We start from the raw sequence: 24,498 nt of genomic DNA on the forward strand, positions 1-24,498 counted from the left end.
ATGTACAACTCGCAACTGCCAACGGACGGTGGCGCTGCACTTATCGGCACATCCCTGGCGCCGCGCCTGTTCGACTCGCGCACTGAGCGTAACGGCAATGAGCGCATCCGCGTATTGCTCAAGCACTTTGGCCTGCGCACCAGCCTGATCCGCCTGAAGGTCATCGACGCCTTGCTGACTGCCGCTGAAAACGATCGCAGCCTGGGTGTACGCGGCGTGCACAGCCAACTGCTGGACCTGGATATTCCCCTGTCCTTTCTCAGCGTGCGCGAAGTGTTGAAACGCCTGTGCAGCGAGGGCGTGATCGTCCTCAATCCGGACAAGAGCTACAGCCTGCACCCGCAGGCCGCCGCTCTGCTGCACGGCGAGTAGTTCTCTCTGCGGGCGTCGTTCAGGGCTTGACCTTGCGACGCATCACGCCATTGATCACCACCACGACCACCGCCACGCCAATGGCGATGTATTGAAACAGCTTTTCGCTGATGACCCCGGCATTCTGCAAATACGACAGGCCAAACATGATCGCCAGGACCGCCAGGGAGATCAGAATCGAGTATTTCAAGCGTTGCGACTGGGTCATTGCCTTTCCTCAAACCAGAACATGCAGCGGAAATGTATCCGCCGTGTATCCGAATGCATGCCAAACCCCTACCTTTTTCCGGGGATGGAGTGCTGCAAACGAGGTCTCATGTTACAGCCGATGAGGCGATTTGGCTTCACGGCGTTAACCATGAGGATCTTCAAATGCTGCGTCGAATCACACTGCTGATTCCCCTGCTTGCCGTTCTGACCCTGAGCGGCTGCATCGTATTCCCCCACGGCGGCTGGCACGGCGGCCACCATTACGACGAACGCAGCTGGCATCGATAGAATGCCTGATGCCGGGCGGGTGAAAACCTGCAGCGAGCGCCAGGGAGCGCTCGCTGCCACGCAGAAGCGTCACGCTTTGGTGGAGAGGTTCTTGTCGGTGGGGGTCGACCCGTTGCCCTTGCCATACTCGGCCAGGTTCTGCAGAACGTAGATGGCCTTCTTGTACTCGGGAATCAGGTAGTTGGCGTACTTGTTACCCTTGAGGTTGTTGGTCTGGATGGTGTCCAGTTGCGTGGCAAAGTACTCGAGCGCATTGAACGTGGCTTCCGGGTCGTTCGGAACACCAAAGCGATCGAACTTTTCACCGGCATTGGACAGGGTCAAGGCCGTCACATCGCTGATCAACCCTCGCTCTTTCAGAAAGGAGGACAGGTTGCCCAATGAGCGGGCCGAAACACTTTCCGGGTTGAATCCCTTGAGTTGCTTGTGAATCTGCAACTTGTCCATCTTCGCCCTGTCGAGGACGTTCGGATCGTTGCCCACCAACGCCAGCATCTGCTTGACCTTGGTGCTCCGGGACACGGGTTTGCCGGTCGAACCGGTGTCTTGAACCAGCAAGCCTGCCTTGGAAGTCCAGGCACCGGTATAGCCGATAGTCATGACCAGAATCCTTGTGAGACGACCATAAAAACTCCTTGTTTAAACAAGTTGGGTGCGCGGAGTATCCCGGCGCGATAAACACTACACCAACAAGTATTTCAGGTTTTTACAATTTTTGTACATTTCAGATACAAACCTCCGCCCCCGTATTCATTGGCCTATAACACTTTTGGATAATTGGTATAAACCAAGGTTCGGTTGTTTGTACGAGACAGTTGGTTGATGTGTATCAAGCCGGACACCTTCCCTGGCCGCATCACTTCGATACAATTTCGCCGGTTGGCTTCGAACAAAAGCGTCAGAATATTTCCCCCCGCAATCCGAGACCCATCCTCCATGCGAACCCCACTGCGCCTGCTCGCCCTGAGCACCCTGTTGATCTCTTCCCTGGCCCAGGCCGCTGACCTGATTCCCATCGAGGTCCATCGCGACGCCAACTGCGGTTGCTGCAAAAAATGGATCAGCCATTTGCAAGCCAATGGCTTCAAGGTCGAGGATCACGTCGAATCCGACATGAGCGCCTTCAAGCAACAGCACGGCGTGCCTGCGCGCCTGGCGTCCTGCCACACCGGTTTGATCAACGGCAAATTCGTCGAAGGGCATGTCCCGGCCGATCAGGTGCTGGCCCTGAGCAAGCGCGACGACCTGCTGGGTGTTGCGGCGCCCGGCATGCCGATGGGTTCCCCCGGCATGGAAATGGACGGCATGAGCGACGCCTATCAGGTGATCGGCCTGAAAAAGAACGGCTCTGATGTGGTGGTGGCGGACTACCCCGCCCGTTGATATCCGGCGCGTACATCGGGCTGTTCTTCGCGGCATTCGGCGCGGCGACGCTGCTGCCGTTGCAGTCCGAGGCGGTGCTGGTGGGGTTGCTGCTCAGCGAACGCTACGGGCTCTTGGGGTTGTTGGCAGTCGCCACCCTGGGCAATGTCCTGGGCTCGCTGCTGAACTGGTGGCTGGGGCGCGGCATCGAGCGCTTCCGCCACCGTCGCTGGTTTCCGATCAGCCCGTCGCACCTGGAAAAAGCCCGCTCGCATTACCAGCGTTATGGCCACTGGTCGCTGCTGCTGAGCTGGGTGCCCGTCATCGGTGACCCCCTGACCCTGGTGGCCGGGGTGATGCGCGAGCCCCTCGGCCGCTTTCTGCTGATCGTGACCCTGGCCAAAGGTGCGCGCTACGGCGTGCTGGCCCTGGCGACGCTGGGCTGGACCGGTTGAACGATCCTCCGCGACGGTTGCCTGTGTTTAATGTCGCCCTAATCGCGCCGATCCAGCATCGGCTGATTTCTTTCGGAGTTTAACCATGCCCCTGACCCTCTCCCGCTGGCTGCCCGGCCTGCTGCTGACCGCCACCCTGCCCGCCCTCGCGGCCGAAGGTCCGGCCTACGGGCCCGAGTTGCAAGGTTTCCAGTACCCCTACACGGTCAAGCACTTCGCCTTCGAGTCCCAGGGCAAATCCCTGCAAATGGGCTACATGGACGTGGCCGCCAACGGCAAGGCCAATGGACGCAGCGTCGTGCTCATGCACGGCAAGAATTTCTGCGGCGCAACCTGGGACACCTCGATCAAGGCCTTGAGCGACGCCGGTTACCGGGTCATCGCCCCGGACCAGATCGGTTTCTGCACCTCCAGCAAACCGGACCACTATCAGTACAGCTTCCAGCAACTGGCCGCCAATACCCAGCAACTGCTCAAGGCCCTGGGCATCCAGAAGGCCAGCGTGCTGGGGCACTCCACCGGCGGCATGCTCGCCACCCGCTATGCGTTGCAGTACCCCGACCAGGTCGAACAACTGGCACTGGTCAACCCGATTGGCCTGGAAGACTGGAAAGCCCTCGGCGTGCCGTATCGGACCGTGGACCAGTGGTATCAGCGCGAGCTGAAGGTGACGGCCCAGGGCATTCGCGAGTATGAACGCAACACTTATTACGATGGCCGCTGGAAGCCCGAGTTCGACCGCTGGGTGGACATGCTCGCGGGCCTGAGCAAAGGTCCGGGCAAAACCCAGGTCGCATGGAATTCGGCGCTGATCTACGACATGATCTTCACCCAGCCGGTGTACTACGAGTTCAAGGACCTGAAGATGCCGACACTGTTGCTGATCGGCACCTCCGACACCACTGCGATTGGCAAGGACATTGCGCCGCCCGAGGTCAAGGCGAAAATCGGCCACTATGAGGTCCTCGGCCAGCAGGTGGCGAAGCTGATCCCGCAGTCCACGCTGATCGAGTTCCCCGGCATGGGCCACGCGCCACAGATGGAAGAACCGGCGAAATTCCACCAGGCCCTGCTCGCCTGGCTGGACAAGACCCACCCTGTTCGTTGATGAGGTAAGGCAGATGGCTGTGCAGATTGCGGTGCTCGATGACTGGCAGGATGTGGCGCGCAACGTGGTGGACTGGTCGGTGCTGGAGCCGATTGGCCAGGTCAGTTTCATCCATGACTATCCCGCCGATACCGACACCCTTGTCCAGCGCCTGGGCGGGTTCGAAGTGATCTGCGTGATGCGCGAGCGCACCCGCTTCGACGAAGCGCTGCTACAGCGCTTGCCCAAACTCAAGCTGCTGGTCACCGGCGGCATGCGCAATGCCGCCCTCGACCTGAAAGCGGCAGCCGCCCTCGGCATCCAGGTCAGCGGCACGGACAGCTACAAACACGCCGCACCGGAATTGACCTGGGCCCTGATCATGGCCGCGACCCGCAACCTGGTGGCGGAAGCCAACGCTCTGCGGGCCGGAAAATGGCAGCAAGGTCTGGGCGGCGACCTGCACGGCAAGACCCTGGCGATACTCGGCCTGGGCAGCATCGGTCAGCGGGTCGCCCAGTTCGGCCAGGTGTTCGGCATGCGGGTGATCGCCTGGAGCGAAAACCTCACCGCCGAACGCGCCGCCGAGGCCGGCGTGACCTACGTCAGCAAGCAGCAACTGTTCGAGCAGGCCGATGTGTTGTCGGTGCATCTGGTGCTCAGCGACCGCAGCCGTGGGTTGGTCGATGCCCAGGCGTTGAGCTGGATGAAGCCGACGGCCCTGCTGGTCAACACCGCCCGCGGCCCCATCGTCGATGAGGCGGCGCTGATCAAGGCGCTGCAGAAACAACGCCTGGCCGGAGCGGCACTGGATGTGTTCGAGCAGGAACCCTTGCCCGAACATCACCCCTTCCGCACGCTGGACAGGGTACTGGCGACCCCCCATGTCGGGTACGTCAGCCAGCAGAACTACCACCAGTTCTTTTCGCAGATGATCGAGGACATCCAGGCGTGGTCGGCGGGGACGCCGATCCGGTTGCTGGGCTGAGACTTCAGTTGTTCATGAGGCCCTTGCGGGAGCGAGCCTGCTCCCGATTGCCTGACTCTCTCCAAGCCAGGCAATGAATAAAAGTCTCCCTTGCGGTGTTCTCCGTTGAGAACCACGAGGCTGTCCGGGAATTACCCTCGCCTCGGCAGGTCAACCGGTTACGACCCTCAGCGGAGACCACTGCCATGAACGTCCGTTTTGCTGTTTTCGCCACCCAACTGCTGCTCGCCGCCGCCCTGTGCAGCACCCTCGCGCTGGCCAACGGCGACGAGGACGAGCCCGCCAAACCCAACTGTCCCAAAGGCCAGGTCTGGGACAGCAAGTCGCAACGCTGCGTGCTGCAGACCAGCCGTCTCGTGCCGGATGCCGACCGCACCGATTATGCCTGGCGCCTGGCGAAGGACGGGCGTTATGAAGAAGCCCTGGCGTTGCTCGACACGCTTGAAAAGCCAAACACCGCCAAGGCACTCAACTATCGCGGCTACGCCACGCGTAAACTGGGGCGCACCGATGAAGGCATCGATTATTACCTCCAATCGGTGAAACTCGATCCGCAGTACGCGCAAGTGCGCGAGTACCTCGGCGAAGCGTATGTGATCAAGGGTCGGCTGGACCTGGCGCGGGAGCAGTTGCAGCGCATCGAATCGATCTGCGGCAGCACCTGCGAGGAATACCGGGACCTGGCCGAAGCGATTCAGGGCTCATCGAACAGTTGAACCAACGGAGGTTGCCATCGCCACCGATCAGGCTATACGGGCGGAGCTGGGCCAGCACCTGGCGCGTTTATGGCGTTACGGCCTGTTGCTGTCCCGGCAGCGGCATGTCGCCGAGGACCTGGTGCAGGCCACCTGCGTGCGGGCGCTTGAACGTGCCGGGCAATTTGTCCCCGGTACCCGCATGGATCGCTGGCTGTTGAGCATCCTGCATTCGATCTGGCTCAACGAAGTGCGTTCACGCCGGGTCCGTCAGGGCCAGGGGCAGGTGGATGCCGATCACGCCCTGGCGTTCGACGGCGAGCACGCCGCGCAGACCCATGTGCTGGCCGCTCAGGTGATCCGGCGCGTCGATGCCCTGCCCGAAGCGCAGCGCGAAACGGTGTTCCTGGCCTACGTCGAAGGCTTGTCCTACCGCGAAGTCGCCGAGGTACTGGACGTGCCCATTGGCACGGTGATGAGCCGCCTGGCGAACGCACGGGCAAAACTGGCCGAGTACCCACCCCTGCAGGCGGTGCCGAACCCTTCCACCGGAGAACGTCGATGAACGAGCACGCAAGACCATCGGACGAGCAACTGGTGGCCTACCTCGATGACCAACTCGATACCGACCAGCGCCGGCGCGTCGATGCCGCCATCGCCGAAGACTCCACCCTGAACCTGCGCCTGCAATGGCTGGCCCGCAGCAACCTGCCGTTTCGCCAAGCCTATGACGAGCTGACGCAGCAGGCGCCCGTGGACCGCTTGCAGGCCATGCTCGACACCTTGCCCGCACCTGCCCGGCCGGCCCTGAACCGGCGCTGGTTTCTCGCAGCGGCCGCAGGCCTGGTACTCGGCGGCGTACTGGCTGACCGCCTTTATCTCGGTTGGCGCGCCAGCCAGGTCAAGCACAACTGGCGCGGCCTGGTCGCCGAATACATGGCGTTGTACGTCCCGCAAACCCTCGAACACCTACCTGTGGACGACGCCACCCACAGCGCCCAACTGCGCACCCTCGATGCGCGCCTGGGCGTGAACCTGGTGCCCGCGCAACTGGCCCTGCCACGGGTGGAGCTCAAGCGTGCGCAGATCCTCGAATACGACGGCGTGCCCATCGCCCAGATTACCTACCTGGACCCGGCCCACGGCGCCATGGCCCTGTGCATCACCCTGTCCAATACCGGCAGCCGGCACTTCGCGCACGAGCGGCGCCACGGCATGAACGTGGTGTATTGGGCGGACCTGGAGCATGCCTGGATGCTGATCGGACACAACCCGGCACCCGAACTGGAAGAGATGGCGAAACTGTTGAAGAGCCGGCTCAGTGCATGAGGGTCGGTGGCGGTGGCGAAATCGCTCCGGCGACGGTCAACTGCGCTGGCCCTCGTCGATGAATTTCTGCAGGTCCAGAACCCTGGGATACGCCCCCGCCTCATCCATCAGGACCGTGTACCTGACCCGGTCGCCGACCAGGAAATAGTCGTCGCCTTCGGCCGTGATATTCAGCCCGATACGTACCGCCATCCTGGGATAGCCGTCATTGGGCATGACCATGGCGAACTTGGTCGGCATGTCATCCACCCTGACGTGCCGGATCGCACTGATCGTACCTTCGGCGTGTCGTTTCACTGTCCGTGCGCCCATTTCTACCCTCCTGCCGTCCGTGGCCTTCAAGGCCCGACGGCGAGGGTTCATGAAACGCCGAAATGGTCAGCGTGACTACTGTCAGGTTTGACAGGTCGGGCAAAAAAAATCAGGCCGGAGTCGGCAACCACAAACGGAATCGCGCACCGCCCAATGGCGAGGGTTCGACCGTGAGCGTGCCGCCTTGCGCTTCCAGCGCGCGGCGACTGATCGCCAGGCCGAGGCCGAAACCGCCCGTTGCCCGGTCGCGGCTGCGGTCCAGGCGGTAGAACGGTTCGAAAATGCGTTCGCGCTCATCGTCCGGAATGCCGATACCGTCGTCGTCGACCCAGATTTCACAGCCTTTTGCGCACACCTGAACGCCGACCTGGATGCGTTTCTCGCAATAGCGCATGGCATTGCGCAGCAGGTTCTGGATCGCCCGGGCGGTGAGGCGCGGGTCGAGGATGAAACGTTCGAGCTGACCGTGAAGCATCACGTCGATGACGATCTGCGGAGACTCCAGTTCCTCGTCGAGGCTGCCCAGGATGCTGTCGATGAATTCATCCAGCGACACCTCGACCCGCTCCGGCAGGCGCGCCGGGTTTTGCAGGCGGCTGTAGGACAGCAACTCCAGCACCAGCTCATCCAGCTCGCGGATGTGCGCGATCAACCCCTGCAAGCGCTCGCGGCTGGCGCGGGGCAGGTCGTCGGACAGCGCCAGGGCCAGGCCGAAATCCAGGCGGGTCAGCGGCGTGCGCAATTCATGGGAAACCGCGTTGAGCAAGTCGCGCTGCTGGTTGAGCAGGCTTTCGATGTCGCCGGCCATGGTGTCGAAGACATTGGCCAGGCTGCCGATGTTGGAGCTGGGCGCGATCTGTGTGCGTTCGTCCAAGTGGCCCTTGCCGAAGCGTTCCGCCGTCGCCTTGAGACGTTCCAGGTCACGCCAGTGCGGGCGCAGCCACACCAGCAGGCAGGCGAGCATGGTCGCGCCGACCAGCACGTTGATGCTCCAGTACAGAAGGCTGACATCCATCGGGTCCGGTGGCACCACCATTTGCACCACCGTGTGTTCGTTCAGCGGCGCCACCGCCAATGTGCGCCAGCCCCAGTCGCCGATCCGCACCACGTTTTCGCCGCGCTGCAGGCGCTTCTGTTCGGCCAGGGTCAGGCCGTCGTCGTCATTGCGGCTGAGGACGATATGCAGCGGCTGGAACTGCTTGTCCATCTGCTCCGCCAACGCCGGCCACTCGGCTTCGGGCACGGCCTTGAACTGCTTGACCATGAGCGTTTGCAGGCCACGGGAGTAATCGAGGTTGTAGGTGACAAAGCGTTCCTGGAAAACCTTGACCACCACGTCCGGCACCAGGTAGATCGCCGCGCTGTAGGAAACGATGGTGACCAGGTACAGGCGAAACAGGATTCTGAACATCGCTTCAGCATTCCCATTCGGATCGGCTGAACAGGTAGCCTTTGCCCCACACCGTCTTGATCTTGCGTGCTTCGCCGGCGTGGTCGTCGAACTTGCGCCGCAGCTTGGAGATCGCCACGTCCACCGAGCGGTCGGTGCCGTTGAATTCGATGCCGCGCAGGCGTTGCAGGATCTGGTCGCGGCTCAGCACTTCGCCGGCATGCCGGGCCAGCACCACCAGCAGGTTGTATTCACCGCTGGACAACTCCACCAGTTGTCCGCGCCAGGTCACGGTGCGCTCCGACAGGTCGATGCACAGGTTGCCCATCAGGATGCGGTCGTTGGCGGTCTGCGGCTCGCTGAGGCTGCTGCGGCGCAACAAGGTGCGCACACGGGCCAGCAACACGCGGGGCTCGCAGGGTTTGGTGACGTAGTCGTCGGCCCCCATTTCCAGGCCCAGCACCTGATCGTGGCTGTCATCGCGGGCGGTGAGCATCAGGATCGGCAGCGTCGCGGAATCGGCCCGCAGCAGGCGACACACCTGCAAGCCGTCGAGCCCCGGCAACATCAGGTCGAGGATCACCAGGTCCGGTGGACTGACCCGCGCCCGCTCGCGCACAGCGTCGCCACGGCTGATGACGCTGACGCTGTAACCGTTGCGTTCCAGGTAGCTGGCAATCAGTTCGGACAGCGCGCTGTCGTCTTCGACCAGGAGAATGTTGGGCATGGGTGTTTCCAGAGAGTGCTGTGGCGTCGGTGAGACCGCCATCGCGAGCAGGCTCACTCCCACAAGGGATCGCAAATCCACTGTGGGAGCGAGCCTGCTCGCGATAGCGACCGCAAGGGCGCAATAAATTCCAGGCTGTGAAGGATATACGCCCTCACCCGCTCCTGAGCAAAACCCTTACACAATTTCACACAGCACCTACAAAGCTTCACCGCTAACCTCGCAGGCTCCCCGTAGGATGCGGGGTTCATCAATGGGGTATTTCCATGTCAAAGAACCTGCTTGCCAAGCTCGGCCTGCTGGCCGTGGCCTTGACCCTGGGCGCATGCGACCGGGCATCGACCGCCGAGCAAGCCACGCCATTGGCCACCGTGCGCATCGAGACCCTCGAAGCCCGACCGCTGTCGATCACCAGCGAGTTGAGTGGACGGATCGCCGCACCGCGGATCGCCGAAGTCCGCGCGCGGGTCGCCGGCGTGGTCCTGCAACGGGTGTTCCGCGAAGGCAGCGATGTGAACAAGGGCGACGTGCTGTTTCGCATCGACCCGGCCCCTTTCAAGGCTGACCTGGACAGCGCCGAAGCGGACCTGCGCAAGGCCGAGGCCAACGCGTTCCAGGCGCGACTGCAAGAGCAGCGCTACGCCCAACTGACCGAAGGCAACGCCATCAGCGCCCAGGATTACGACAACGCCCGCGCCGCCTCGCGGCAGACCGCAGCCGAAGTCGCCGCCAAAAAAGCCGCCGTGGACCGGGCCCGACTCAACCTCGGCTACGCCACCGTCACCGCACCGATTTCCGGGCGCATCGGCCGCGCGTTGGTCACCGAAGGCGCGCTGGTGGGGCAGAACGAAACCACGCCGTTGGCCCTGATCCAGCAACTGAACCCGATCCATGCCGACCTCACCCAGTCGACCCGCGAGCTCAACGACCTGCGCCGCGCCTTCCGCTCCGGGCAGTTGCAAGCCGTCGGCCAGGGGGAGGCCAAAGCCACGCTGATCGAGGATGACGGCAGCCTTTACCCGTTGCCGGGCAAACTGCTGTTCACCGACATCACCGTCGACCCGGGCACTGGCCAGATCGTCCTGCGCAGCGAGTTTCCCAACCCGGACCTCGACCTGCTGCCCGGCAGTTTTGTCCGGGTACGCCTGGAACAGGCGGTGAACCAGCAAGGCATCAGCGTGCCGCAGCGGGCCGTGCAGCGCGACAGTGCCGGGATTGCCCAGGTGCTGCTGCTCGACGCCGAGCAACGGGTCGGCCAGCAACCGGTCGAACTGGGTGCCGTGCAAAACGATCGCTGGATCGTGACCGCCGGCCTCAAGCCCGGGGACCGCATCGTCATCGAAGGCCTGCAACACGCCAAGCCGGGCGAGAAAGTCCAGATCGACAACACCGCTCTTCCACTCGCCCAGGCCACTGGCCAGTAAGCAGGACGCTTTTCCATGCCGCAGTTCTTTATCGACCGCCCGGTGTTCGCTTGGGTGGTTGCCCTGTTCATCCTGCTGGCCGGCGCCCTGGCCATTCCGCAATTGCCGGTGGCGCAGTACCCCGACGTCGCACCACCGCAAATCGAAATCTATGCCGTGTACCCCGGCGCTTCGGCACAGACCGTGGACGAGAGCGTGGTCAGCCTGATCGAGGAAGAACTCAACGGCGCCGATCACCTGCTGTATTTCGAGTCCCAGAGCAGCCTGGGCAGCGCCACGATCAAGGCCACCTTCCAACCGGGCACGAACCCGGAAATGGCGCAGGTCGATGTGCAGAACCGCCTGAAGGTCGTCGAATCGCGCCTGCCGCAAGCGGTCAACCAGCAAGGTCTGCAGGTCGAGAAAGTCTCCGCCGGCTTCCTGCTGCTGATCACCCTGACCTCCACCGACGGCAAGCTCGACGACGTGGCGCTCAGCGATTACCTGGCGCGTAACGTGATGAACGAGATCAAGCGCCTGGACGGTGTCGGCAAGGCCCAGCTCTACGGCGCCGAGCGGGCGATGCGGATCTGGATCGACCCGCAGAAACTGCTCGCCTTCAACCTGACCCCGGCGGACGTCAACGCCGCCATCGTGGCGCAGAACGCTCAGGTCTCCGCGGGCAGCATCGGCGATCTGCCGACCCGCACCACTCAGGAAATCACCGCGACGATTCTGGTCAAGGGTCAGCTGTCGACCCCGGAGGAATTTGCCGACATCGTGCTCAAGGCCAACCCCGACGGCTCCACGGTGCGCATCGGCGATGTGGCACGGGTCGAGATCGGCAGCCAGGAGTATCAGTTCGGCACGCGCCTGAACGGCAAGCCGTCCACTGCGGTCGCCGTGCAATTGTCGCCCTCGGCCAACGCCTTGAACACCGCCACCCTGGTGCGGGCGAAGATGGATGAGCTGTCGCGCTACTTCCCGGCCAACGTCGAATACAAGATCCCGTACGACACCTCGCCTTTCGTCAAGGTCTCGATCACCAAGGTGGTCTACACCCTGCTGGAAGCCATGGCGCTGGTGTTCGCGGTGATGTTCCTGTTCTTGCAGAACATCCGCTACACGCTGATCCCGACCCTGGTGGTGCCGGTGGCGCTGATGGGCACCTTCGCCACCATGCTCGCGCTGGGGTACTCGATCAACGTGCTGACCATGTTCGGCATGGTGCTGGCCATCGGCATCCTGGTGGACGACGCCATCGTGGTCGTCGAGAACGTCGAGCGGATCATGGTCAGCGAAGGCCTGTCGCCGAAGGAGGCGACACGCAAGGCGATGCAGCAGATCACCGGCGCGATCGTCGGCATCACCCTGGTGCTGGTGGCGGTGTTCATTCCGATGGCGTTCATGCAGGGTTCGGTGGGGGTGATCTACCGGCAGTTCTCGTTGTCCATGGCCACCTCGATCCTGTTCTCGGCGTTCCTCGCGCTGACCCTGACCCCGGCGCTGTGCGCCACGCTGCTCAAGCCGATTGCCAAGGGCGAGCACCACGAAAAGCGTGGTTTCTTCGGCTGGTTCAACCGCCGCTTCGAGCAACTGACCGAGCGTTATCAGGGCTGGGTGGCCTATGCGCTGAAACGCAGCGGCCGCTACCTGTTGATCTATGGCGTGCTGCTGGTGGGTCTGGGCCTGTGTTTCAGTCGCCTGCCCTCCTCGTTCCTGCCGGTGGAAGACCAGGGCTACACCATCACCGACATTCAGCTGCCGCCCGGCGCCAGCAAGAACCGCACGGTGCAGGTGGTCGAACAGATCGAAGCGCACAACGCCACCGAACCCGGCGTGGGCGACAGTACGGTGATCCTCGGTTTCAGCTTCTCCGGCAGCGGGCAGAACGCCGCCCTGGCCTTCACCACGCTCAAGGACTGGTCGGAGCGCGGCAGCGACGACACCGCCAGTTCGATCGCCGACCGCGCCAACATCGCCCTGAGCCAGATCAAGGACGCCATGGCGTTCTCGGTCCTGCCGCCGCCGGTGGACGGCCTCGGCACCTCCAGCGGCTTCGAGTTCCGCTTGCAGGACCGCGGTGGCCTCGGCCATGCCACGTTGATGCAGGCGCGCACCGAGTTGCTGGCCGCCGCCGAAAAAAGCCCGATCCTGATGAACGTGCGCGAGAGCGCCCTGGCCGAAGCGCCGCAGGTGCAACTGATCGTCGACCGCAAGCAGGCCAATGCGCTGGGGGTTTCCTTTGCCGACATCGGCGGCGTGCTGTCCACGGCGGTCGGGTCGGCCTACATCAACGACTTCCCCAACCAGGGACGGATGCAACGGGTGGTGGTGCAGGCGGAAGGCGATCAACGCAGCCAGGTCGCCGACCTGCTGAAGATGCATGTGCGCAACAGCAGCGGCAACATGGTGCCGCTGTCCGCATTCGTCCAGGCCAGATGGACCCAGGGCCCGGCGCAATTGACCCGCTACAACGGCTACCCGGCGATCAGTATTTCCGGTGAACCCAAACCGGGGCACAGCACCGGTGAAGCCATGGCAGAAATCGAACGCCTGGTCGCACTGGGCCCCGCCGGCCTGGGCCAGGAATGGACCGGGTTGTCGTTGCAGGAACGGCTGTCGGGCAGTCAGGCGCCGATCCTGCTGGGGTTGTCGTTATTGATCGTGTTCCTGTGCCTGGCGGCGCTGTACGAGAGCTGGTCGATCCCGACCTCGGTGCTGCTGGTGGTGCCCCTCGGCGTGCTCGGCGCCGTGTTGGCGGTGACCCTGCGCAGCATGCCCAACGACGTGTTCTTCAAGGTCGGGCTGATCACCATCATCGGCCTGTCGGCGAAGAACGCGATCCTGATCATCGAGTTCGCCAAGAGCCTGTACGACGACGGCCACGACCTGATCGACGCCACCTTGCAGGCGGCGCGCCTGCGCCTGCGTCCCATCGTCATGACCTCCCTGGCCTTCATCCTCGGCGTGGTCCCGCTGGCCATCGCCACGGGCGCCAGCTCGGCAAGCCAACAGGCCATCGGCACCGGGGTGATCGGCGGGATGATCACGGCGACCCTGGCGGTGGTGTTCGTGCCGGTGTTTTTTGTGGTGGTGATGAAATTGGTGCGCAGGGGTCATGAAAACCCCTGACGCCATCCCCTTCCATTGTGCGAGCGAGCCTGCTCGCGATGGGCGTGAACGATGACACCGGGCACCTGACACCCCGTGGCGTTCTTTTAGCCATCGCGAGCAGGCTCGCTCCCACAGAGGGATTGTGGTCATCCATGACCTCGCTGGGCTAAGGTGTCTACACAGCCCCGATCATCGAGCCTCCATGCCCTTCCTCGCCCGCACCCACCCGCGCCTGTCCGCCGCCGCCACCTTTGGCGTCGCGGTGGGCATTCTGGCGCCATCCGATTCGATCATCAGCAAAATCCTGATCGGCTGGAACGCCGGGGTCTGGACCTATCTGGTGCTGATGCTCTGGCTCGCCGCCCGCGCCAAGGCTCCGGACGTGAAGCGCATCGCCGAGATCGAAGACGAGAACGCCGGGCTGGTGTTGCTGGTGGTGTGCATCGCCGCGATAGCCAGCCTGGCGACCATCACTTTCGAACTGGCCGGCAGCAAGGACCTGGAAAACGCCAGCAAGCTGCTGCATTACGGTTTCACCGCGCTGACCGTCATCGGTTCCTGGCTGCTGATCGGGGTGATTTTCAGCGTGCATTACGCCCGCCTGTTCTACACCTGGAACGGCAAGGACCCGGCCCTGCGTTTTGCCGAAGGCTTGACCACCCCCAATTATTGGGACTTCCTGTACTTCTCGTTCACCATCGGCGTGGCGGTGCAGACCTCCGACGTCGGCGTGGCAACGCGGGACCTGCGCAAGATCGTGCTGGCGCAATCGTTGATCGGGTTTCTGTTCAACACGGCGATTCTCGGTTTTTCGATCAACATTGCTGCCGGGCTGTTCAATTGAAACCTGCACAAACGTTCTAGGCATCGCCGGCGCCACGGGCGTTAAATAACCCGGCAATCCGTCTCACAGGTGCAGCATGACGAGTCACAACTGGATCGACCTGGCCCAGGACGCCGACACCGGCATCGAGACCCTGCGCGCGCATTTCGAAGGGCACGCCTACGATCCGCACTGGCACGACAGCTACCTGGTGGGCGTCACCGAGCAAGGGGTCCAGCAGTTCAACTGTCGCCGGGCCAGGCACCAGAGCACGCCGGGCAAAGTGTTCCTGCTCGAGCCGGGCGACATTCATGACGGTGAGGCCCCCACCGCCGACGGCTTCACCTACCGCATGCTGTACCTCGATCCGCAGTGGCTGACCCGGGAAATCAGCACGATGTTCGACAAGGCGCCCGACCATGGCGAACTGGGTTTCGCCCACACCCTGACCACCGACGACGCACTGGCCCGGGCCACCACGCTGGCCTTTGCAACTCTGCACCACGGCGAGCTGAAGATCGTGCGCCAGACCGCCCTCGATGGATTGCTCGAGCGCCTCACCACCCACCTGCACTGGCGCACCCGCTATGGCGAAGACCCGCGCCTGCCCCTGGTGGCGCAGAAGGCCCGGGAGTACCTGCATGCCCATGCCCACGAAGACATCGGCCTCGACCAGCTTGCACTGGCAACCGGGGTGGATCGCTTTCGCCTGACCCGCGCCTTCAAGGCCGCCTTCGGCATCGCGCCGCATGCCTATCTGGTGCAATTGCGCCTGGCCACCGCGCGCCGGTTACTGGCCCGTGGCGAGCAACCGGCAACGGTGGCCATGGCCCTGGGCTTCGCCGACCAGAGTCACCTGGGTCGCTGGTTTGTCCGTGCCTACGGCCTGACGCCGGCGCTGTACCGCAAACGCTGCTCAAATCTTCCAGACAGTTGAACCCTGGGCTTGTGAAGATCGACTACACAGATCTTCACCGGAGTGACCCACGATGTTCGCTACCTTCCCGACGTTCCTGCCCTTTCTGTTGTTTGCTTTCGTGGCTTCGATCACACCGGGCCCGACCAACATTCTGGTGTTGAGCAACAGTGCCCGCTACGGCCTGGCCGCAGCCGTGCCGATCATTTTCGGTGCCTGCGCCAGCGCCGCGACCATCGTCCTGCTGGTCGGCACCGGTGCCGGTTCCTCGCTGACCGCCTGGCCCGCCGTGCAAACCGCGATGCAGTGGATGGGCGTGGCCTGGCTGAGTTACCTGTCCTGGCAGATTTTCAGCGCGCCCGCCGAGGCGCTGGATGCCCAGGATCCCAACGGCCGACTGGGTCTGGTCGGCGCGGCGGGCCTGCAACTGATCAACCCGAAAACCTGGATGATGGCGTTGGCGGTGGTCAGTGTGTTTGCCGTTGGCGGCGAACAGCGCATGAGTCACGTGCTGTACCTGTCGCTGGCGTTCTTCCTGATTGCCCTGCCGTGCCTCGGGGTCTGGGCGCTGCTCGGCGCGGGCTCCGTGCGCTGGTTGCGTTCACCCCGCGCCGTGCAGCGCTTCAACCGTTGCATGGCCCTGTTGCTGCTCGGTTCGACGTGGTTGAGCGTGCTGGCGTGAGCGCCCACTCGTCGGTCATTGTCTGACAATGTGCAAGCGGGGGCTTGACGGCCAATCCTCTTCTGGTGTCTTCTGAAACCGGTTTCAGTGCAACCTCACATTGCTTGCAAACCCCATAAATCCAAGAACAAGGTTTCAGCCCGTGAACGATTTTTCCGCCGCCCAGCGCAGCCGCGTCACCATGCTCGATGTCGCCGAACACGCCAGGGTGTCCAAGGCCAGCGTCTCGCGTTTCATCGGCGACGACCGCGCCCTGCTCTCCGAAGCCACCGCCTTGCGCATCGAGCAGGCCATTGCCGAATTGGGCTACCGTCCGAACCAGATGGCCCGTGGCCTGAAACGCGGGCGCACCCGCCTGATCGGCATGCTGGTGGCCGACATCCGCAACCCTTATTCAATTGCCGTGATGCACGGGGTGGAAACCGCCTGCCGTCAGCACGGCTACAGCCTGGTGGTGTGCAACACCGACCGCGATGACGAACAGGAACGCCAGCACCTGGCGCTGCTGCGCTCGTACAACATCGAAGGCCTGATCGTGAACACCCTGGGTCATCACCGCGACGAGTTGCACGAATTGCATCGCGAAATGCCAATGGTGCTGGTGGACCGCAAGGTCGAACACCTGGACAGCGACCTCGTCGGGCTGGACAACCCGGCCGCAGTGGAACTTGCGCTCAGCCATCTCGAGGAGCGCGGCTACCGGGATGTGCTGCTGGTCACCGAACCCTTCGACGGCACCAGCTCGCGGATCGAGCGGGTCAGCAGTTTCAAGTCGGGGATCGCCCAGCGCCCGGTCCTGCGTGGCGCGCTGAGCGAAACGGGAAGCGACCTTGCATTCAACCTCAAGCACTTTCTGTCCACCACCGGCGCCGGGCCCAAAGCGTTGTTCTGTGCCAACGGCGTGGCCGCGCTGGCGAGTACTCAGGCCTTGCGTGACTTGAATTGCAACCTGTTCGAAGAAGTCGGCCTGATTGCCCTGGATGATCTGGATTGGTATCCGTTGGTGGGCAGCGGGATTACCGCGTTGGCGCAGCCGACAGCGGATATGGGCGCCCAGGCGTTCGAGTGTTTGCTCAGGAGGCTGCGCGGCGATGACGGGCCGGCCAGGACCATGGACTTTGCGGCGCGGTTGGTGGTTAGAGGGTCGACTCTGGGGAATCTTCGGTGAATGTGAGGGCGCCATCGTCGGAACGCCGCCCGGAGCCGGCTCGCTCCCACAAGGGACATGTGAACACAGGCCCCCTGTGGGAGCGAGCCTGCTCGCGATGAGGACCTGAAGAACACCGCCACACCCTCCTGTATTTTTTTTGAACAAAAATGAAACCGGTTTCAGAGGTAGAAAAACAATGAACAAACCACCCGTTGCCATCAGCCTTTCCAGTTACGGCGCCGACCTTGTGCGCCAGCGCGGCCAAGGCAGTTTCATCGACATACTGTCCGCCGCCGGTGCCGACCGCATCGAATGGCGCGAAGAACTGCTGACCCGTGAAGACCCCGAGCAACTGGCCAGCGCCACCCGGGCACAGGGTCTGCAAAGCATCTACTCGTCGCCCATGGAACTGTGGCTGGCCGGTCAGTCGAAACCCAATCCAGAATTGATGACCGCCCTGCAACGCGCCCAGGCCTTCGGTAGCCAATGGCTGAAAGTCTCGCTGGGCTATTTCACCGACAACAACGACCTGCAAGCGCTCGCCCAGGTCTTGAGAGACAGCCCGGTGCAGTTGCTGGTGGAAAACGACCAGACCCTGCACGGTGGTCGCATCGAACCGTTCCAGCGTTTTTTCGCGGCGGTCGAACAACACGCGCTGCCGATCAGCATGACCTTCGACATCGGCAACTGGCACTGGCAGGACCAGTCCGCCAGCAGCGCCGCGCGCCTGCTCGGCCGTTACGTCGGCTACGTGCACTGCAAGGCTGTCTCGCGCCGTGCCGACGGCAAGCTGGTGGCCATTCCGCCTGCGGTCAGCGACCTGCACCTGTGGGAACAACTGCTGCGGCACATGGCCCAAGGCGTGATGCGCGCTGCGGAATATCCATTGCAGGGTGAGGACTTGCTGCAGCTCACCCGTGCACACGTCAGTGACCTGGCCCGCCTCGGTCACACCCGTCTGGAGAACGCTCATGCCTGAGTTCGATATCCTCTCGTTCGGCGAAACCATGGCGATGTTCGTGGCCGACCACAATGGCGACCTGGCCCAGGTCGACCACTTCCACAAGCGCATCGCCGGGGCCGACAGCAACGTCGCCATCGGTTTGTCACGCCTGGGCTTCAAGGTGGCGTGGCTGAGCCGGGTGGGCGCCGATTCCCTCGGTCGGTTCGTCGTCGACACGCTGCAGAAGGAAGGCCTGGATTGCCGCCATGTCGCGGTCGACGCCGCGCATCCGACCGGCTTCCAGTTCAAGTCGCGCACCGATGACGGTGATGACCCGCAGGTCGAGTACTTTCGTCGTGGCTCGGCGGCCAGCCATCTGGCGCTGGCCTCGATTGCGCCTGATTTGCTCAGCGCCCGGCACCTGCACGCCACCGGCATTCCCCCGGCGCTGTCGGACAGCGCACGGCAGTTGTCATTCGAATTGATGACCCGCATGCGCGAGGCCGGACGAAGTGTGTCCTTCGACCCGAACCTGCGCCCGAGCCTGTGGGCCAGCGAACAGCAGATGATCGGCGAAATCAACCGCCTCGCCGCCCTCGCCCACTGGGTGCTGCCGGGGCTGAGCGAGGGTCGCCTGCTGACCGGCTACGACGACCCGGCCGACATTGCCGCGTTCTACCTTGATCAGGGCGTTGAAGCCGTGGCGATCAAACTCGGGCCGCACGGCGCGTATTACCGCACCCAGCAGGATCAAGAGTTCGTTGCCGGGGTGCCGGTGCACACCGTGGTCGACACCGTGGGCGCCGGTGACGGTTTTGCCGTGGGCCTGATCAGTGCCCTCCTGGAACACCACAGCTTCGCCGACGCCGTGAAGCGCGCCAACTGGGTGGGCAGCCGGGCGGTGCAGAGTCGGGGGGACATGGAGGGATTGCCGACCCGGACTGAAATGTCGGTCGAATTCGAGGCCGCCTGTCGCGAGCAGGCTCGCTCCCACAGGGACGGCGCCGCGCTTGTGGGAGCCAGCCTGCTCGCGATGGAGCCCGCCCCGTCACTCGAGATTTAAACCGTTACCTGCTGCGACAAAAACAACAAGCTCAGGAGCACCACTGATGAAAACCGCAACCCTCGCCACCCGCCGCTGGTGGTACATCATGCCCATCGTGTTCATCACCTACAGCCTGGCGTACCTGGACCGCGCCAACTACGGTTTCGCCGCCGCCTCCGGCATGGCCGCCGACCTGATGATCACCCCTGGTCTGTCGTCGATGCTCGGCGCGCTGTTCTTCCTCGGCTACTTTTTCTTCCAGGTGCCCGGCGCGATCTATGCGCAAAAGCACAGCGTGAAGAAGCTGATCTTCGTCAGCCTGATCCTCTGGGGCAGCCTGGCGACCCTGACCGGGATCGTCTCCAATGCCTATTGGCTGATCGTCATCCGCTTCATGCTCGGCGTGGTCGAGGCGGCGGTGATGCCGGCGATGCTGATCTACCTGTGCCACTGGTTCACCCGCGCCGAACGCTCGCGGGCCAATACCTTCCTGATCCTCGGCAACCCGGTGACCATGCTCTGGATGTCGGTGGTGTCGGGCTACCTGGTGCAGCATTACAGCTGGCGCTGGATGTTCATCATTGAAGGCCTGCCGGCGGTGCTCTGGGCGTTTATCTGGTGGCGTCTGGCCGATGACCGTCCGTCCCAGGCCAAGTGGCTGAGCGACGCCGAAAAGCACGACCTGGAAAGCGCACTGGCCGCCGAGCAGGTCGGCATCAAGGCGGTGAAGAACTACGCCGAAGCCTTCCGCTCGCCGAAAGTGATCCTCCTGGCGCTGCAGTTTTTCTGCTGGAGCATTGGCGTCTATGGCTTCGTGCTGTGGTTGCCGTCGATCCTCAAGGCCGGTGCGCAAATGGACATGGTCGAGGCCGGCTGGCTGTCGGCACTGCCCTACCTGGCGGCGGTGATCGGCATGCTGCTGGTGTCCTGGGGGTCGGACAAATTTCAGAAGCGCAAACGCTTCGTCTGGCCGCCGCTGCTGATCGCTTCGATTGCGTTCTACGGCTCCTACGCGCTGGGCGCCGAACACTTCTGGTGGTCCTACACGCTGCTGGTGATCGCCGGCGCCTGCATGTACGCACCTTACGGGCCTTTCTTCGCCATCATCCCGGAAATCCTTCCGGCCAACGTGGCGGGCGGCGCCATGGCGCTGATCAACAGCATGGGCGCGCTGGGGTCGTTCGGCGGCTCCTACCTGGTCGGTTACCTGAACAGCGCCACCGGTTCGCCAGGGGCTTCGTACCTGTTGATGAGCGGCGCGCTGATGATCTCGGTGCTGCTGACCATTGCCCTCAAGCCCGGCGCCAGTGATCGCGAGCGTCCCTCGATCGCCCTGAACCGCCCCGCCCACCCTTGAATTGAACAGAGGCTGACGATGAAAAAGCAGGTTGTGCTGTACAAGAAACTCTCGCCGTATTTGATGGCCCGCCTGCAGGCGCAGGCCGAGGTGACCCTGATCGACAAGCTCGATGCCGATGGCCTGGCGCAACTGCGCGCAGCCCTGCCCCGCGCCCACGGGTTGCTCGGCGCCAGCCTGAAACTGGATGCCGGGCTGCTCGACCTGGCGCCCCATCTGCAAGCCATCGCCAGCGTCTCGGTGGGCGTCGACAACTACGACATCGACTACCTGACCGAGCGGCGCATCCTGCTCAGCAACACCCCGGACGTGCTCACCGAAACCACCGCCGACACCGGTTTTGCATTGATCCTGGCCACCGCCCGACGCGTCGTCGAACTGGCGAATGTGGTCCGCAACGGCCAATGGACAAGCAACGTCGGCCCCGCGCAGTTCGGCACCGATGTGCACGGCAAGACCCTGGGCATCATCGGCATGGGGCGCATTGGCGAGGCGGTGGCCCAGCGCGGGCATTTCGGCTTCGGCATGCCGGTGATCTACCACAGCCAATCGCCGAAACCGGCGGTGGAACAACGCTTCAATGCGCAATACCGCAGCCTGCCCGACCTGTTGCAGCAGGCCGACTTCGTTTGCCTGACGCTACCGCTGACGGCGCATACCGAGGGGCTGATCGGCGCCGAACAGTTCGCCTTGATGCGCCCGCAAACCATCTTCATCAACATTTCCCGGGGCAAGGTCGTGGATGAAGCGGCGATGATCGAGGCGTTGCGTTCAGGACAGATTCGCGCAGCGGGGCTGGATGTGTTCGAGCGCGAGCCGCTGGATGCGGACTCGCCGTTGCTGCGGCTGGACAATGTGGTGGCAACCCCGCATATCGGCTCGGCGACCCATGAGACGCGGGAGGCGATGGCAGCCTGTGCCGTAGAGAATCTGCGGGCGGCGCTGGCGGGCGAGCGGCCGAAGAATCTGGTGAATCCACAGGTGTGGAACACCTGAGGATAATGGCGTCTTTGGGGGCCCTATCGCGAGCAGGCTCGCTCCCACAGGGACGGCGCCGCACTTGTGGGAGCGAGCCTGCTCGCGATGAGGGCTTCACAGACGATACAAACCTTTCAGGCCCGCCGCGCCTCCAGCCTGTCCATCGTGCACAGCGCAATCCGCCGACAGGCATCCGCCAGTTGCGGCAGATCGACCACCAGCCCCAGGCGGATATGCCCCGCCGCACTCGGTCCGAAGGCTTCGCCGGCCAGCACCGACACCCCATAACCTTCCAGCAAGCGTTCGGCAAAGTGCTGCGCCGACCAGCCGGTCTGCCGCACATCGACCATCACGAACATGCCGCCATCCGGGCGAATCACCCGCAAGCCAGGGCAGGCGCCCAGACTGGCGCACACCAGATCCCGGCGCTGGCGATACGCCTCGCGCATCATCGCCACCTGCGGCAGCTCCTGGTCCAGCGCCAACTGCGCCGCGTTCTGGATAAACTCGGGAATGCCGAACAACATGCACAACGACAAATGCTCCAGGTGATCGGCCAGGCGCCTAGGCCCAACCACCCAGCCAACCCGCCAGCCGCTCATGGCATGGGACTTGGACAGGCTGTTGATGGTCGCCGTGCGCTCGGCCATGCCGGGCAGGCTTGCAGGGCTAATGTGCTCGCCCTCGTAAAGCAGCTCGCTGTAGACCTCGTCGCTGATCAGCCACAGGTCGTGACGCACGCACAGCGAAGCCAGTTCCTGCCATACCAGCAGGGGCAGACTGGCACCGGATGGATTGTTCGGGCTGTTAAGCAGGATGGCGCGGGTTTTCGGCGTGATCAGCGCTGCGACGTCCGCCGGGTCCACGCGAAAGCCATTGTGCGAACGCACCGCCACCGGCAAAACCTTCGCGCCGACGGCACCGAACACGCCCTCATAGGTGACGTACATCGGCTCGGCCACGATTACCTCATCGCCCGGGTCGAGCACACACTGCACCACCGAATACACCGCGCATTGCGCCCCGGGAAACACCACCACCTGCTCGGGCGTCACCGCTTGCCCGCTGCGCTGGCCGTGACGCCGGGCGATGCTGTCGCGCAGGCCGGGCGTGCCGAGCACCGGCGGGTAGTGGGTGTCGCCGGCCAGCAGGCTGTCGATGGCGGCATGAACGATGGGCAGCGGCGTATCGAAATCCGGATCACCGATCGACAGCAGCAACACATCGACGCCCTGCTCGCGCAATTGCAGCGCTCGATCATGAATCCGCCAGGCGGCGGCGCCTTCGCCGGCGATACGTTGGGTCAAGGCTGAGTAGCGCATGGTGGCTCCTTTGCTGCGCGGTGTGTCCCTGTCTCAACCCTATCCGAAATTCTCGAGCGCGCCAGCCGTGTGCTGCAAATCGACGGACGGAGAAATTATCGAAGCACCCCGACATGTCGCGAGCCGGTCATTTTTCCGTGTGCAGCCGCTCTACTGCTCCTGCGCGGTGGGGAGATAAATTTCTCGTCATATCAAAAATTAACGCTGACTTGTGGTCCCAAAGCGCGCGATGAAACCTCCTACAACTGCTGATCATTTTGGCTGACAGCCTTTTCTTTGACGACGACCTAGTGTGAACCACCTGTAACTTGTGACAGGTTCCAAGGCAAAAAAATAAGGATATAAGGGAATCGTGCCTCCAGCCTGATAGCGGTTGAAGGCCGGTCGCGCGAACCACGCCTTGAAGCAGTAGGAACAATCCGCCGCGCCCACGCCGTCAATGATGATGAATGGGAGATTCGCTCATGTACCGCTCCACTACCGCATCACTTCGAGCATCGCCAGCCCCGGTCAACTTCGAGCACCACGAAAACCCGCAACCCCAGACGATCACCCTGACGGCCAGGGAAAAGGAAGTCTTGCAGTGGGGCGTGGCAGGCAAGTCGTCCTGGGAGATCGCCAAGATCTGCGAATGCAGCGAGGCAGGTGTGAATTACCACTTTTGCAATATCCGCCGCAAATTCGGCGTGAGATCGCGCTGGGCCGCCATGGCCAAGGCGCTGGAACAGGGCTTGATTCAATCCACTTGAACCGGTCTTTGTTCAGCGGTCAGCGCGTCATTGACCCTGTCGAGACCCAATATGCCTGATGAACTAGCGCCTCATTCCCCACTGATTGATCTCTCCCGCGAAGATGCCTGTGACGATACGCCCGTATCGCACAGGTACCGCCCAGGCCAAACATTGCGCATCATGCTGGCCGACGACCACCCCGTGGTCCTGAAGGGTGTCGAAATGGCCCTGCGCGCTTGTGGACCAGCGTTCTCTGTGGTCGCTTTGGCAACCAACGCCGACGAACTCATGCGCCATCTGGTACGCACGCCCTGCGACCTGCTGATCAGCGACTACTCAATGCCCTGCGGCAAGTTTCCCGACGGCCTGGCCTTGATGGGCTACCTGAAACGGCATTTCACCCACATTCCCCTGATCGTCATGACGATGTTGCGCAACCCGTCGATGCTGCAAGCGTTGCTCAACAAGGGCGTCAGCGGCTTGTTCGACAAGCGCAGTCCATTGAGCGAACTGTTGCGCGCGGTCAACCGCGTGGCCAACGGTCAACAACACCTGTGCCCTTCGTTCGCCGGCATCATCGAGGCCCAAAGCCTGCCCTACTCCAGGTATGAAGCGCCCGCCGTGAACCTTTCAGAGCGGGAACTGGAAGTGGTGCGGCTGTTCGTCCAGGGTCTTTCCGGGAGACAGATCGCCGCGCAATTGAACCGCAGCGAAAAGACCATCAGCCGGCAGAAGCGCACCGCCATGGACAAGTTGGGGCTTGTTCACGACGGTGGTTTGGTGGAGTTCGCGCGGTTGAGTGGGTTACAGGACTGA

Annotated in this window: 27 protein-coding genes; 21 read left to right on the forward strand and 6 right to left on the reverse strand. The window is 63.1% G+C overall.

The genetic code is table 11. The annotated features are described in order from the left end of the window. A complete protein-coding gene (locus tag ACM6IM_RS08415; RefSeq protein ID WP_192308521.1) occupies window positions 1-372 on the forward strand; it encodes a fe2+ zn2+ uptake regulation protein in 372 nt (123 codons plus the stop codon). Between the two features lie 19 nt (window positions 373-391). Here the strand turns inward: ACM6IM_RS08415 and ACM6IM_RS08420 are convergent, their stop codons facing one another. Further along, complete coding sequence (locus ACM6IM_RS08420) at window positions 392-580, reverse strand: hypothetical protein (protein ID WP_192308520.1); 189 nt, start codon at window positions 578-580, stop codon at window positions 392-394. A gap of 164 nt (window positions 581-744) precedes the next feature. Here ACM6IM_RS08420 and ACM6IM_RS08425 point away from each other — a divergent pair, with 164 nt between their 5' ends. Then, window positions 745-870 carry a hypothetical protein gene (locus ACM6IM_RS08425; protein WP_263864733.1) on the forward strand — a complete coding sequence of 42 codons (126 nt, stop codon included), beginning with the start codon at window positions 745-747 and terminating at the stop codon, window positions 868-870. A 69-nt stretch (window positions 871-939) separates the two neighbouring features. Here ACM6IM_RS08425 and ACM6IM_RS08430 read toward each other — a convergent pair whose 3' ends face one another. Then, complete coding sequence (locus ACM6IM_RS08430; RefSeq protein ID WP_201188723.1) at window positions 940-1,470, reverse strand: hypothetical protein; 531 nt, start codon at window positions 1,468-1,470, stop codon at window positions 940-942. 336 nt (window positions 1,471-1,806) lie between these two features. Here ACM6IM_RS08430 and ACM6IM_RS08435 point away from each other — a divergent pair, with 336 nt between their 5' ends. The 7 genes from ACM6IM_RS08435 to ACM6IM_RS08465 all read left to right on the forward strand — a co-directional run bounded on the left by ACM6IM_RS08435 (window position 1,807) and on the right by ACM6IM_RS08465 (window position 6,786). Beyond that, the gene (locus ACM6IM_RS08435) at window positions 1,807-2,253 is read left to right on the forward strand and encodes a DUF411 domain-containing protein (protein WP_414864803.1); all 447 of its coding nucleotides are present in this window, start codon (window positions 1,807-1,809) and stop codon (window positions 2,251-2,253) included. Continuing rightward, entirely contained in the window at window positions 2,253-2,687 is a 435-nt protein-coding gene (locus tag ACM6IM_RS08440) for a YqaA family protein (RefSeq protein ID WP_414864849.1), read from the forward strand. The genes ACM6IM_RS08435 and ACM6IM_RS08440 overlap by 1 nt, the downstream gene beginning before the upstream one ends. An 85-nt stretch (window positions 2,688-2,772) precedes the next feature. Beyond that, on the forward strand, window positions 2,773-3,795 hold the full coding sequence (locus ACM6IM_RS08445; RefSeq protein WP_414864804.1) for an alpha/beta fold hydrolase: 1,023 nt from the start codon (window positions 2,773-2,775) through the stop codon (window positions 3,793-3,795). A 13-nt stretch (window positions 3,796-3,808) separates the two neighbouring features. Continuing rightward, window positions 3,809-4,762 (forward strand): D-2-hydroxyacid dehydrogenase family protein, encoded by a 954-nt coding sequence (locus ACM6IM_RS08450; protein ID WP_414864805.1) that lies wholly within the window; start codon window positions 3,809-3,811, stop codon window positions 4,760-4,762. A 185-nt stretch (window positions 4,763-4,947) separates the two neighbouring features. Next, a complete protein-coding gene (locus ACM6IM_RS08455; RefSeq protein WP_192308515.1) occupies window positions 4,948-5,478 on the forward strand; it encodes a tetratricopeptide repeat protein in 531 nt (176 codons plus the stop codon). Window positions 5,479-5,524: 46 nt separating this feature from the next. Then, the gene (locus ACM6IM_RS08460; RefSeq protein ID WP_201189824.1) at window positions 5,525-6,022 is read left to right on the forward strand and encodes an RNA polymerase sigma factor; all 498 of its coding nucleotides are present in this window, start codon (window positions 5,525-5,527) and stop codon (window positions 6,020-6,022) included. After that, a complete protein-coding gene (locus tag ACM6IM_RS08465) occupies window positions 6,019-6,786 on the forward strand; it encodes an anti-sigma factor family protein (RefSeq protein ID WP_201188735.1) in 768 nt (255 codons plus the stop codon). The genes ACM6IM_RS08460 and ACM6IM_RS08465 overlap by 4 nt, the downstream gene beginning before the upstream one ends. 36 nt (window positions 6,787-6,822) lie before the next feature. Here the strand turns inward: ACM6IM_RS08465 and ACM6IM_RS08470 are convergent, their stop codons facing one another. From ACM6IM_RS08470 to ACM6IM_RS08480, 3 genes are all read right to left on the reverse strand, one after another. Continuing rightward, window positions 6,823-7,098, reverse strand: coding sequence for a hypothetical protein (locus ACM6IM_RS08470; protein ID WP_414864806.1), 276 nt, complete (start codon window positions 7,096-7,098; stop codon window positions 6,823-6,825). A 109-nt stretch (window positions 7,099-7,207) separates the two neighbouring features. Continuing rightward, window positions 7,208-8,509, reverse strand: a complete 1,302-nt coding sequence (locus tag ACM6IM_RS08475; protein ID WP_201188739.1) for an ATP-binding protein — start codon at window positions 8,507-8,509, stop codon at window positions 7,208-7,210. 4 nt (window positions 8,510-8,513) lie between these two features. Then, entirely contained in the window at window positions 8,514-9,215 is a 702-nt protein-coding gene (locus ACM6IM_RS08480; protein ID WP_192308511.1) for a response regulator transcription factor, read from the reverse strand. Between the two features lie 266 nt (window positions 9,216-9,481). Here ACM6IM_RS08480 and ACM6IM_RS08485 point away from each other — a divergent pair, with 266 nt between their 5' ends. The 10 genes from ACM6IM_RS08485 (at window position 9,482) to ACM6IM_RS08530 (ending at window position 21,647) form a co-directional block, all read left to right on the forward strand. Further along, window positions 9,482-10,639 (forward strand): efflux RND transporter periplasmic adaptor subunit, encoded by a 1,158-nt coding sequence (locus ACM6IM_RS08485; protein WP_414864807.1) that lies wholly within the window; start codon window positions 9,482-9,484, stop codon window positions 10,637-10,639. Between the two features lie 15 nt (window positions 10,640-10,654). Further along, window positions 10,655-13,753, forward strand: a complete 3,099-nt coding sequence (locus ACM6IM_RS08490; RefSeq protein WP_414864808.1) for a multidrug efflux RND transporter permease subunit — start codon at window positions 10,655-10,657, stop codon at window positions 13,751-13,753. 184 nt (window positions 13,754-13,937) lie between these two features. Then, complete coding sequence (locus tag ACM6IM_RS08495) at window positions 13,938-14,579, forward strand: DUF1345 domain-containing protein (protein ID WP_414864809.1); 642 nt, start codon at window positions 13,938-13,940, stop codon at window positions 14,577-14,579. A 76-nt stretch (window positions 14,580-14,655) separates the two neighbouring features. Then, window positions 14,656-15,495, forward strand: coding sequence for an AraC family ligand binding domain-containing protein (locus ACM6IM_RS08500; RefSeq protein WP_414864810.1), 840 nt, complete (start codon window positions 14,656-14,658; stop codon window positions 15,493-15,495). 52 nt (window positions 15,496-15,547) lie between these two features. After that, entirely contained in the window at window positions 15,548-16,156 is a 609-nt protein-coding gene (locus tag ACM6IM_RS08505) for a LysE family translocator (protein WP_414864811.1), read from the forward strand. Between the two features lie 142 nt (window positions 16,157-16,298). Beyond that, window positions 16,299-17,324 carry a LacI family DNA-binding transcriptional regulator gene (locus ACM6IM_RS08510; protein ID WP_414864812.1) on the forward strand — a complete coding sequence of 342 codons (1,026 nt, stop codon included), beginning with the start codon at window positions 16,299-16,301 and terminating at the stop codon, window positions 17,322-17,324. Between the two features lie 178 nt (window positions 17,325-17,502). Further along, window positions 17,503-18,285: a sugar phosphate isomerase/epimerase family protein gene (locus ACM6IM_RS08515; protein ID WP_414864813.1), complete on the forward strand. Its 783-nt coding sequence runs from the start codon at window positions 17,503-17,505 to the stop codon at window positions 18,283-18,285. Further along, entirely contained in the window at window positions 18,278-19,312 is a 1,035-nt protein-coding gene (locus ACM6IM_RS08520) for a sugar kinase (protein ID WP_414864814.1), read from the forward strand. Before ACM6IM_RS08515 ends, ACM6IM_RS08520 begins: the two co-directional genes overlap by 8 nt. A 46-nt stretch (window positions 19,313-19,358) precedes the next feature. Next, complete coding sequence (locus ACM6IM_RS08525) at window positions 19,359-20,651, forward strand: MFS transporter (RefSeq protein WP_414864815.1); 1,293 nt, start codon at window positions 19,359-19,361, stop codon at window positions 20,649-20,651. 18 nt (window positions 20,652-20,669) lie between these two features. Then, window positions 20,670-21,647, forward strand: coding sequence for a 2-hydroxyacid dehydrogenase (locus tag ACM6IM_RS08530; RefSeq protein WP_414864816.1), 978 nt, complete (start codon window positions 20,670-20,672; stop codon window positions 21,645-21,647). A gap of 116 nt (window positions 21,648-21,763) precedes the next feature. On the opposite strand, the gene ACM6IM_RS08535 is transcribed toward ACM6IM_RS08530, so the two are convergent. Continuing rightward, a complete protein-coding gene (locus ACM6IM_RS08535) occupies window positions 21,764-22,951 on the reverse strand; it encodes a pyridoxal phosphate-dependent aminotransferase (RefSeq protein WP_414864817.1) in 1,188 nt (395 codons plus the stop codon). Window positions 22,952-23,415: 464 nt separating this feature from the next. Between ACM6IM_RS08535 and ACM6IM_RS08540 the strand changes: the two genes are divergently transcribed. Both ACM6IM_RS08540 and ACM6IM_RS08545 read left to right on the forward strand, forming a co-directional pair. Next, on the forward strand, window positions 23,416-23,700 hold the full coding sequence (locus tag ACM6IM_RS08540) for a LuxR family transcriptional regulator (protein ID WP_201188756.1): 285 nt from the start codon (window positions 23,416-23,418) through the stop codon (window positions 23,698-23,700). A 162-nt stretch (window positions 23,701-23,862) separates the two neighbouring features. Beyond that, a complete protein-coding gene (locus tag ACM6IM_RS08545) occupies window positions 23,863-24,498 on the forward strand; it encodes a response regulator (RefSeq protein ID WP_414864850.1) in 636 nt (211 codons plus the stop codon).

This window comes from Pseudomonas sp. IT-P12, assembly GCF_949767465.1.
In the GTDB taxonomy this organism is placed as follows: Bacteria; Pseudomonadota; Gammaproteobacteria; order Pseudomonadales; family Pseudomonadaceae; genus Aquipseudomonas.

Excerpts from the sequence above, each read along its gene's own strand:
- ACM6IM_RS08415 (WP_192308521.1), top strand. The coding sequence starts at position 1 with ATGTACAACTCGCAACTGCCAACGGACGGTGGCGCTGCACTTATCGGC.
- ACM6IM_RS08420 (WP_192308520.1), bottom strand. The coding sequence starts at position 580 with ATGACCCAGTCGCAACGCTTGAAATACTCGATTCTGATCTCCCTGGCG.
- ACM6IM_RS08425 (WP_263864733.1), top strand. The coding sequence starts at position 745 with ATGCTGCGTCGAATCACACTGCTGATTCCCCTGCTTGCCGTTCTGACC.
- ACM6IM_RS08430 (WP_201188723.1), bottom strand. The coding sequence starts at position 1,470 with ATGACTATCGGCTATACCGGTGCCTGGACTTCCAAGGCAGGCTTGCTG.
- ACM6IM_RS08435 (WP_414864803.1), top strand. The coding sequence starts at position 1,807 with ATGCGAACCCCACTGCGCCTGCTCGCCCTGAGCACCCTGTTGATCTCT.
- ACM6IM_RS08445 (WP_414864804.1), top strand. The coding sequence starts at position 2,773 with ATGCCCCTGACCCTCTCCCGCTGGCTGCCCGGCCTGCTGCTGACCGCC.
- ACM6IM_RS08450 (WP_414864805.1), top strand. The coding sequence starts at position 3,809 with ATGGCTGTGCAGATTGCGGTGCTCGATGACTGGCAGGATGTGGCGCGC.
- ACM6IM_RS08455 (WP_192308515.1), top strand. The coding sequence starts at position 4,948 with ATGAACGTCCGTTTTGCTGTTTTCGCCACCCAACTGCTGCTCGCCGCC.
- ACM6IM_RS08465 (WP_201188735.1), top strand. The coding sequence starts at position 6,019 with ATGAACGAGCACGCAAGACCATCGGACGAGCAACTGGTGGCCTACCTC.
- ACM6IM_RS08470 (WP_414864806.1), bottom strand. The coding sequence starts at position 7,098 with ATGGGCGCACGGACAGTGAAACGACACGCCGAAGGTACGATCAGTGCG.
- ACM6IM_RS08475 (WP_201188739.1), bottom strand. The coding sequence starts at position 8,509 with ATGTTCAGAATCCTGTTTCGCCTGTACCTGGTCACCATCGTTTCCTAC.
- ACM6IM_RS08480 (WP_192308511.1), bottom strand. The coding sequence starts at position 9,215 with ATGCCCAACATTCTCCTGGTCGAAGACGACAGCGCGCTGTCCGAACTG.
- ACM6IM_RS08485 (WP_414864807.1), top strand. The coding sequence starts at position 9,482 with ATGTCAAAGAACCTGCTTGCCAAGCTCGGCCTGCTGGCCGTGGCCTTG.
- ACM6IM_RS08490 (WP_414864808.1), top strand. The coding sequence starts at position 10,655 with ATGCCGCAGTTCTTTATCGACCGCCCGGTGTTCGCTTGGGTGGTTGCC.
- ACM6IM_RS08495 (WP_414864809.1), top strand. The coding sequence starts at position 13,938 with ATGCCCTTCCTCGCCCGCACCCACCCGCGCCTGTCCGCCGCCGCCACC.
- ACM6IM_RS08500 (WP_414864810.1), top strand. The coding sequence starts at position 14,656 with ATGACGAGTCACAACTGGATCGACCTGGCCCAGGACGCCGACACCGGC.
- ACM6IM_RS08505 (WP_414864811.1), top strand. The coding sequence starts at position 15,548 with ATGTTCGCTACCTTCCCGACGTTCCTGCCCTTTCTGTTGTTTGCTTTC.
- ACM6IM_RS08515 (WP_414864813.1), top strand. The coding sequence starts at position 17,503 with ATGAACAAACCACCCGTTGCCATCAGCCTTTCCAGTTACGGCGCCGAC.
- ACM6IM_RS08520 (WP_414864814.1), top strand. The coding sequence starts at position 18,278 with ATGCCTGAGTTCGATATCCTCTCGTTCGGCGAAACCATGGCGATGTTC.
- ACM6IM_RS08525 (WP_414864815.1), top strand. The coding sequence starts at position 19,359 with ATGAAAACCGCAACCCTCGCCACCCGCCGCTGGTGGTACATCATGCCC.
- ACM6IM_RS08530 (WP_414864816.1), top strand. The coding sequence starts at position 20,670 with ATGAAAAAGCAGGTTGTGCTGTACAAGAAACTCTCGCCGTATTTGATG.
- ACM6IM_RS08535 (WP_414864817.1), bottom strand. The coding sequence starts at position 22,951 with ATGCGCTACTCAGCCTTGACCCAACGTATCGCCGGCGAAGGCGCCGCC.
- ACM6IM_RS08540 (WP_201188756.1), top strand. The coding sequence starts at position 23,416 with ATGTACCGCTCCACTACCGCATCACTTCGAGCATCGCCAGCCCCGGTC.
- ACM6IM_RS08545 (WP_414864850.1), top strand. The coding sequence starts at position 23,863 with ATGCTGGCCGACGACCACCCCGTGGTCCTGAAGGGTGTCGAAATGGCC.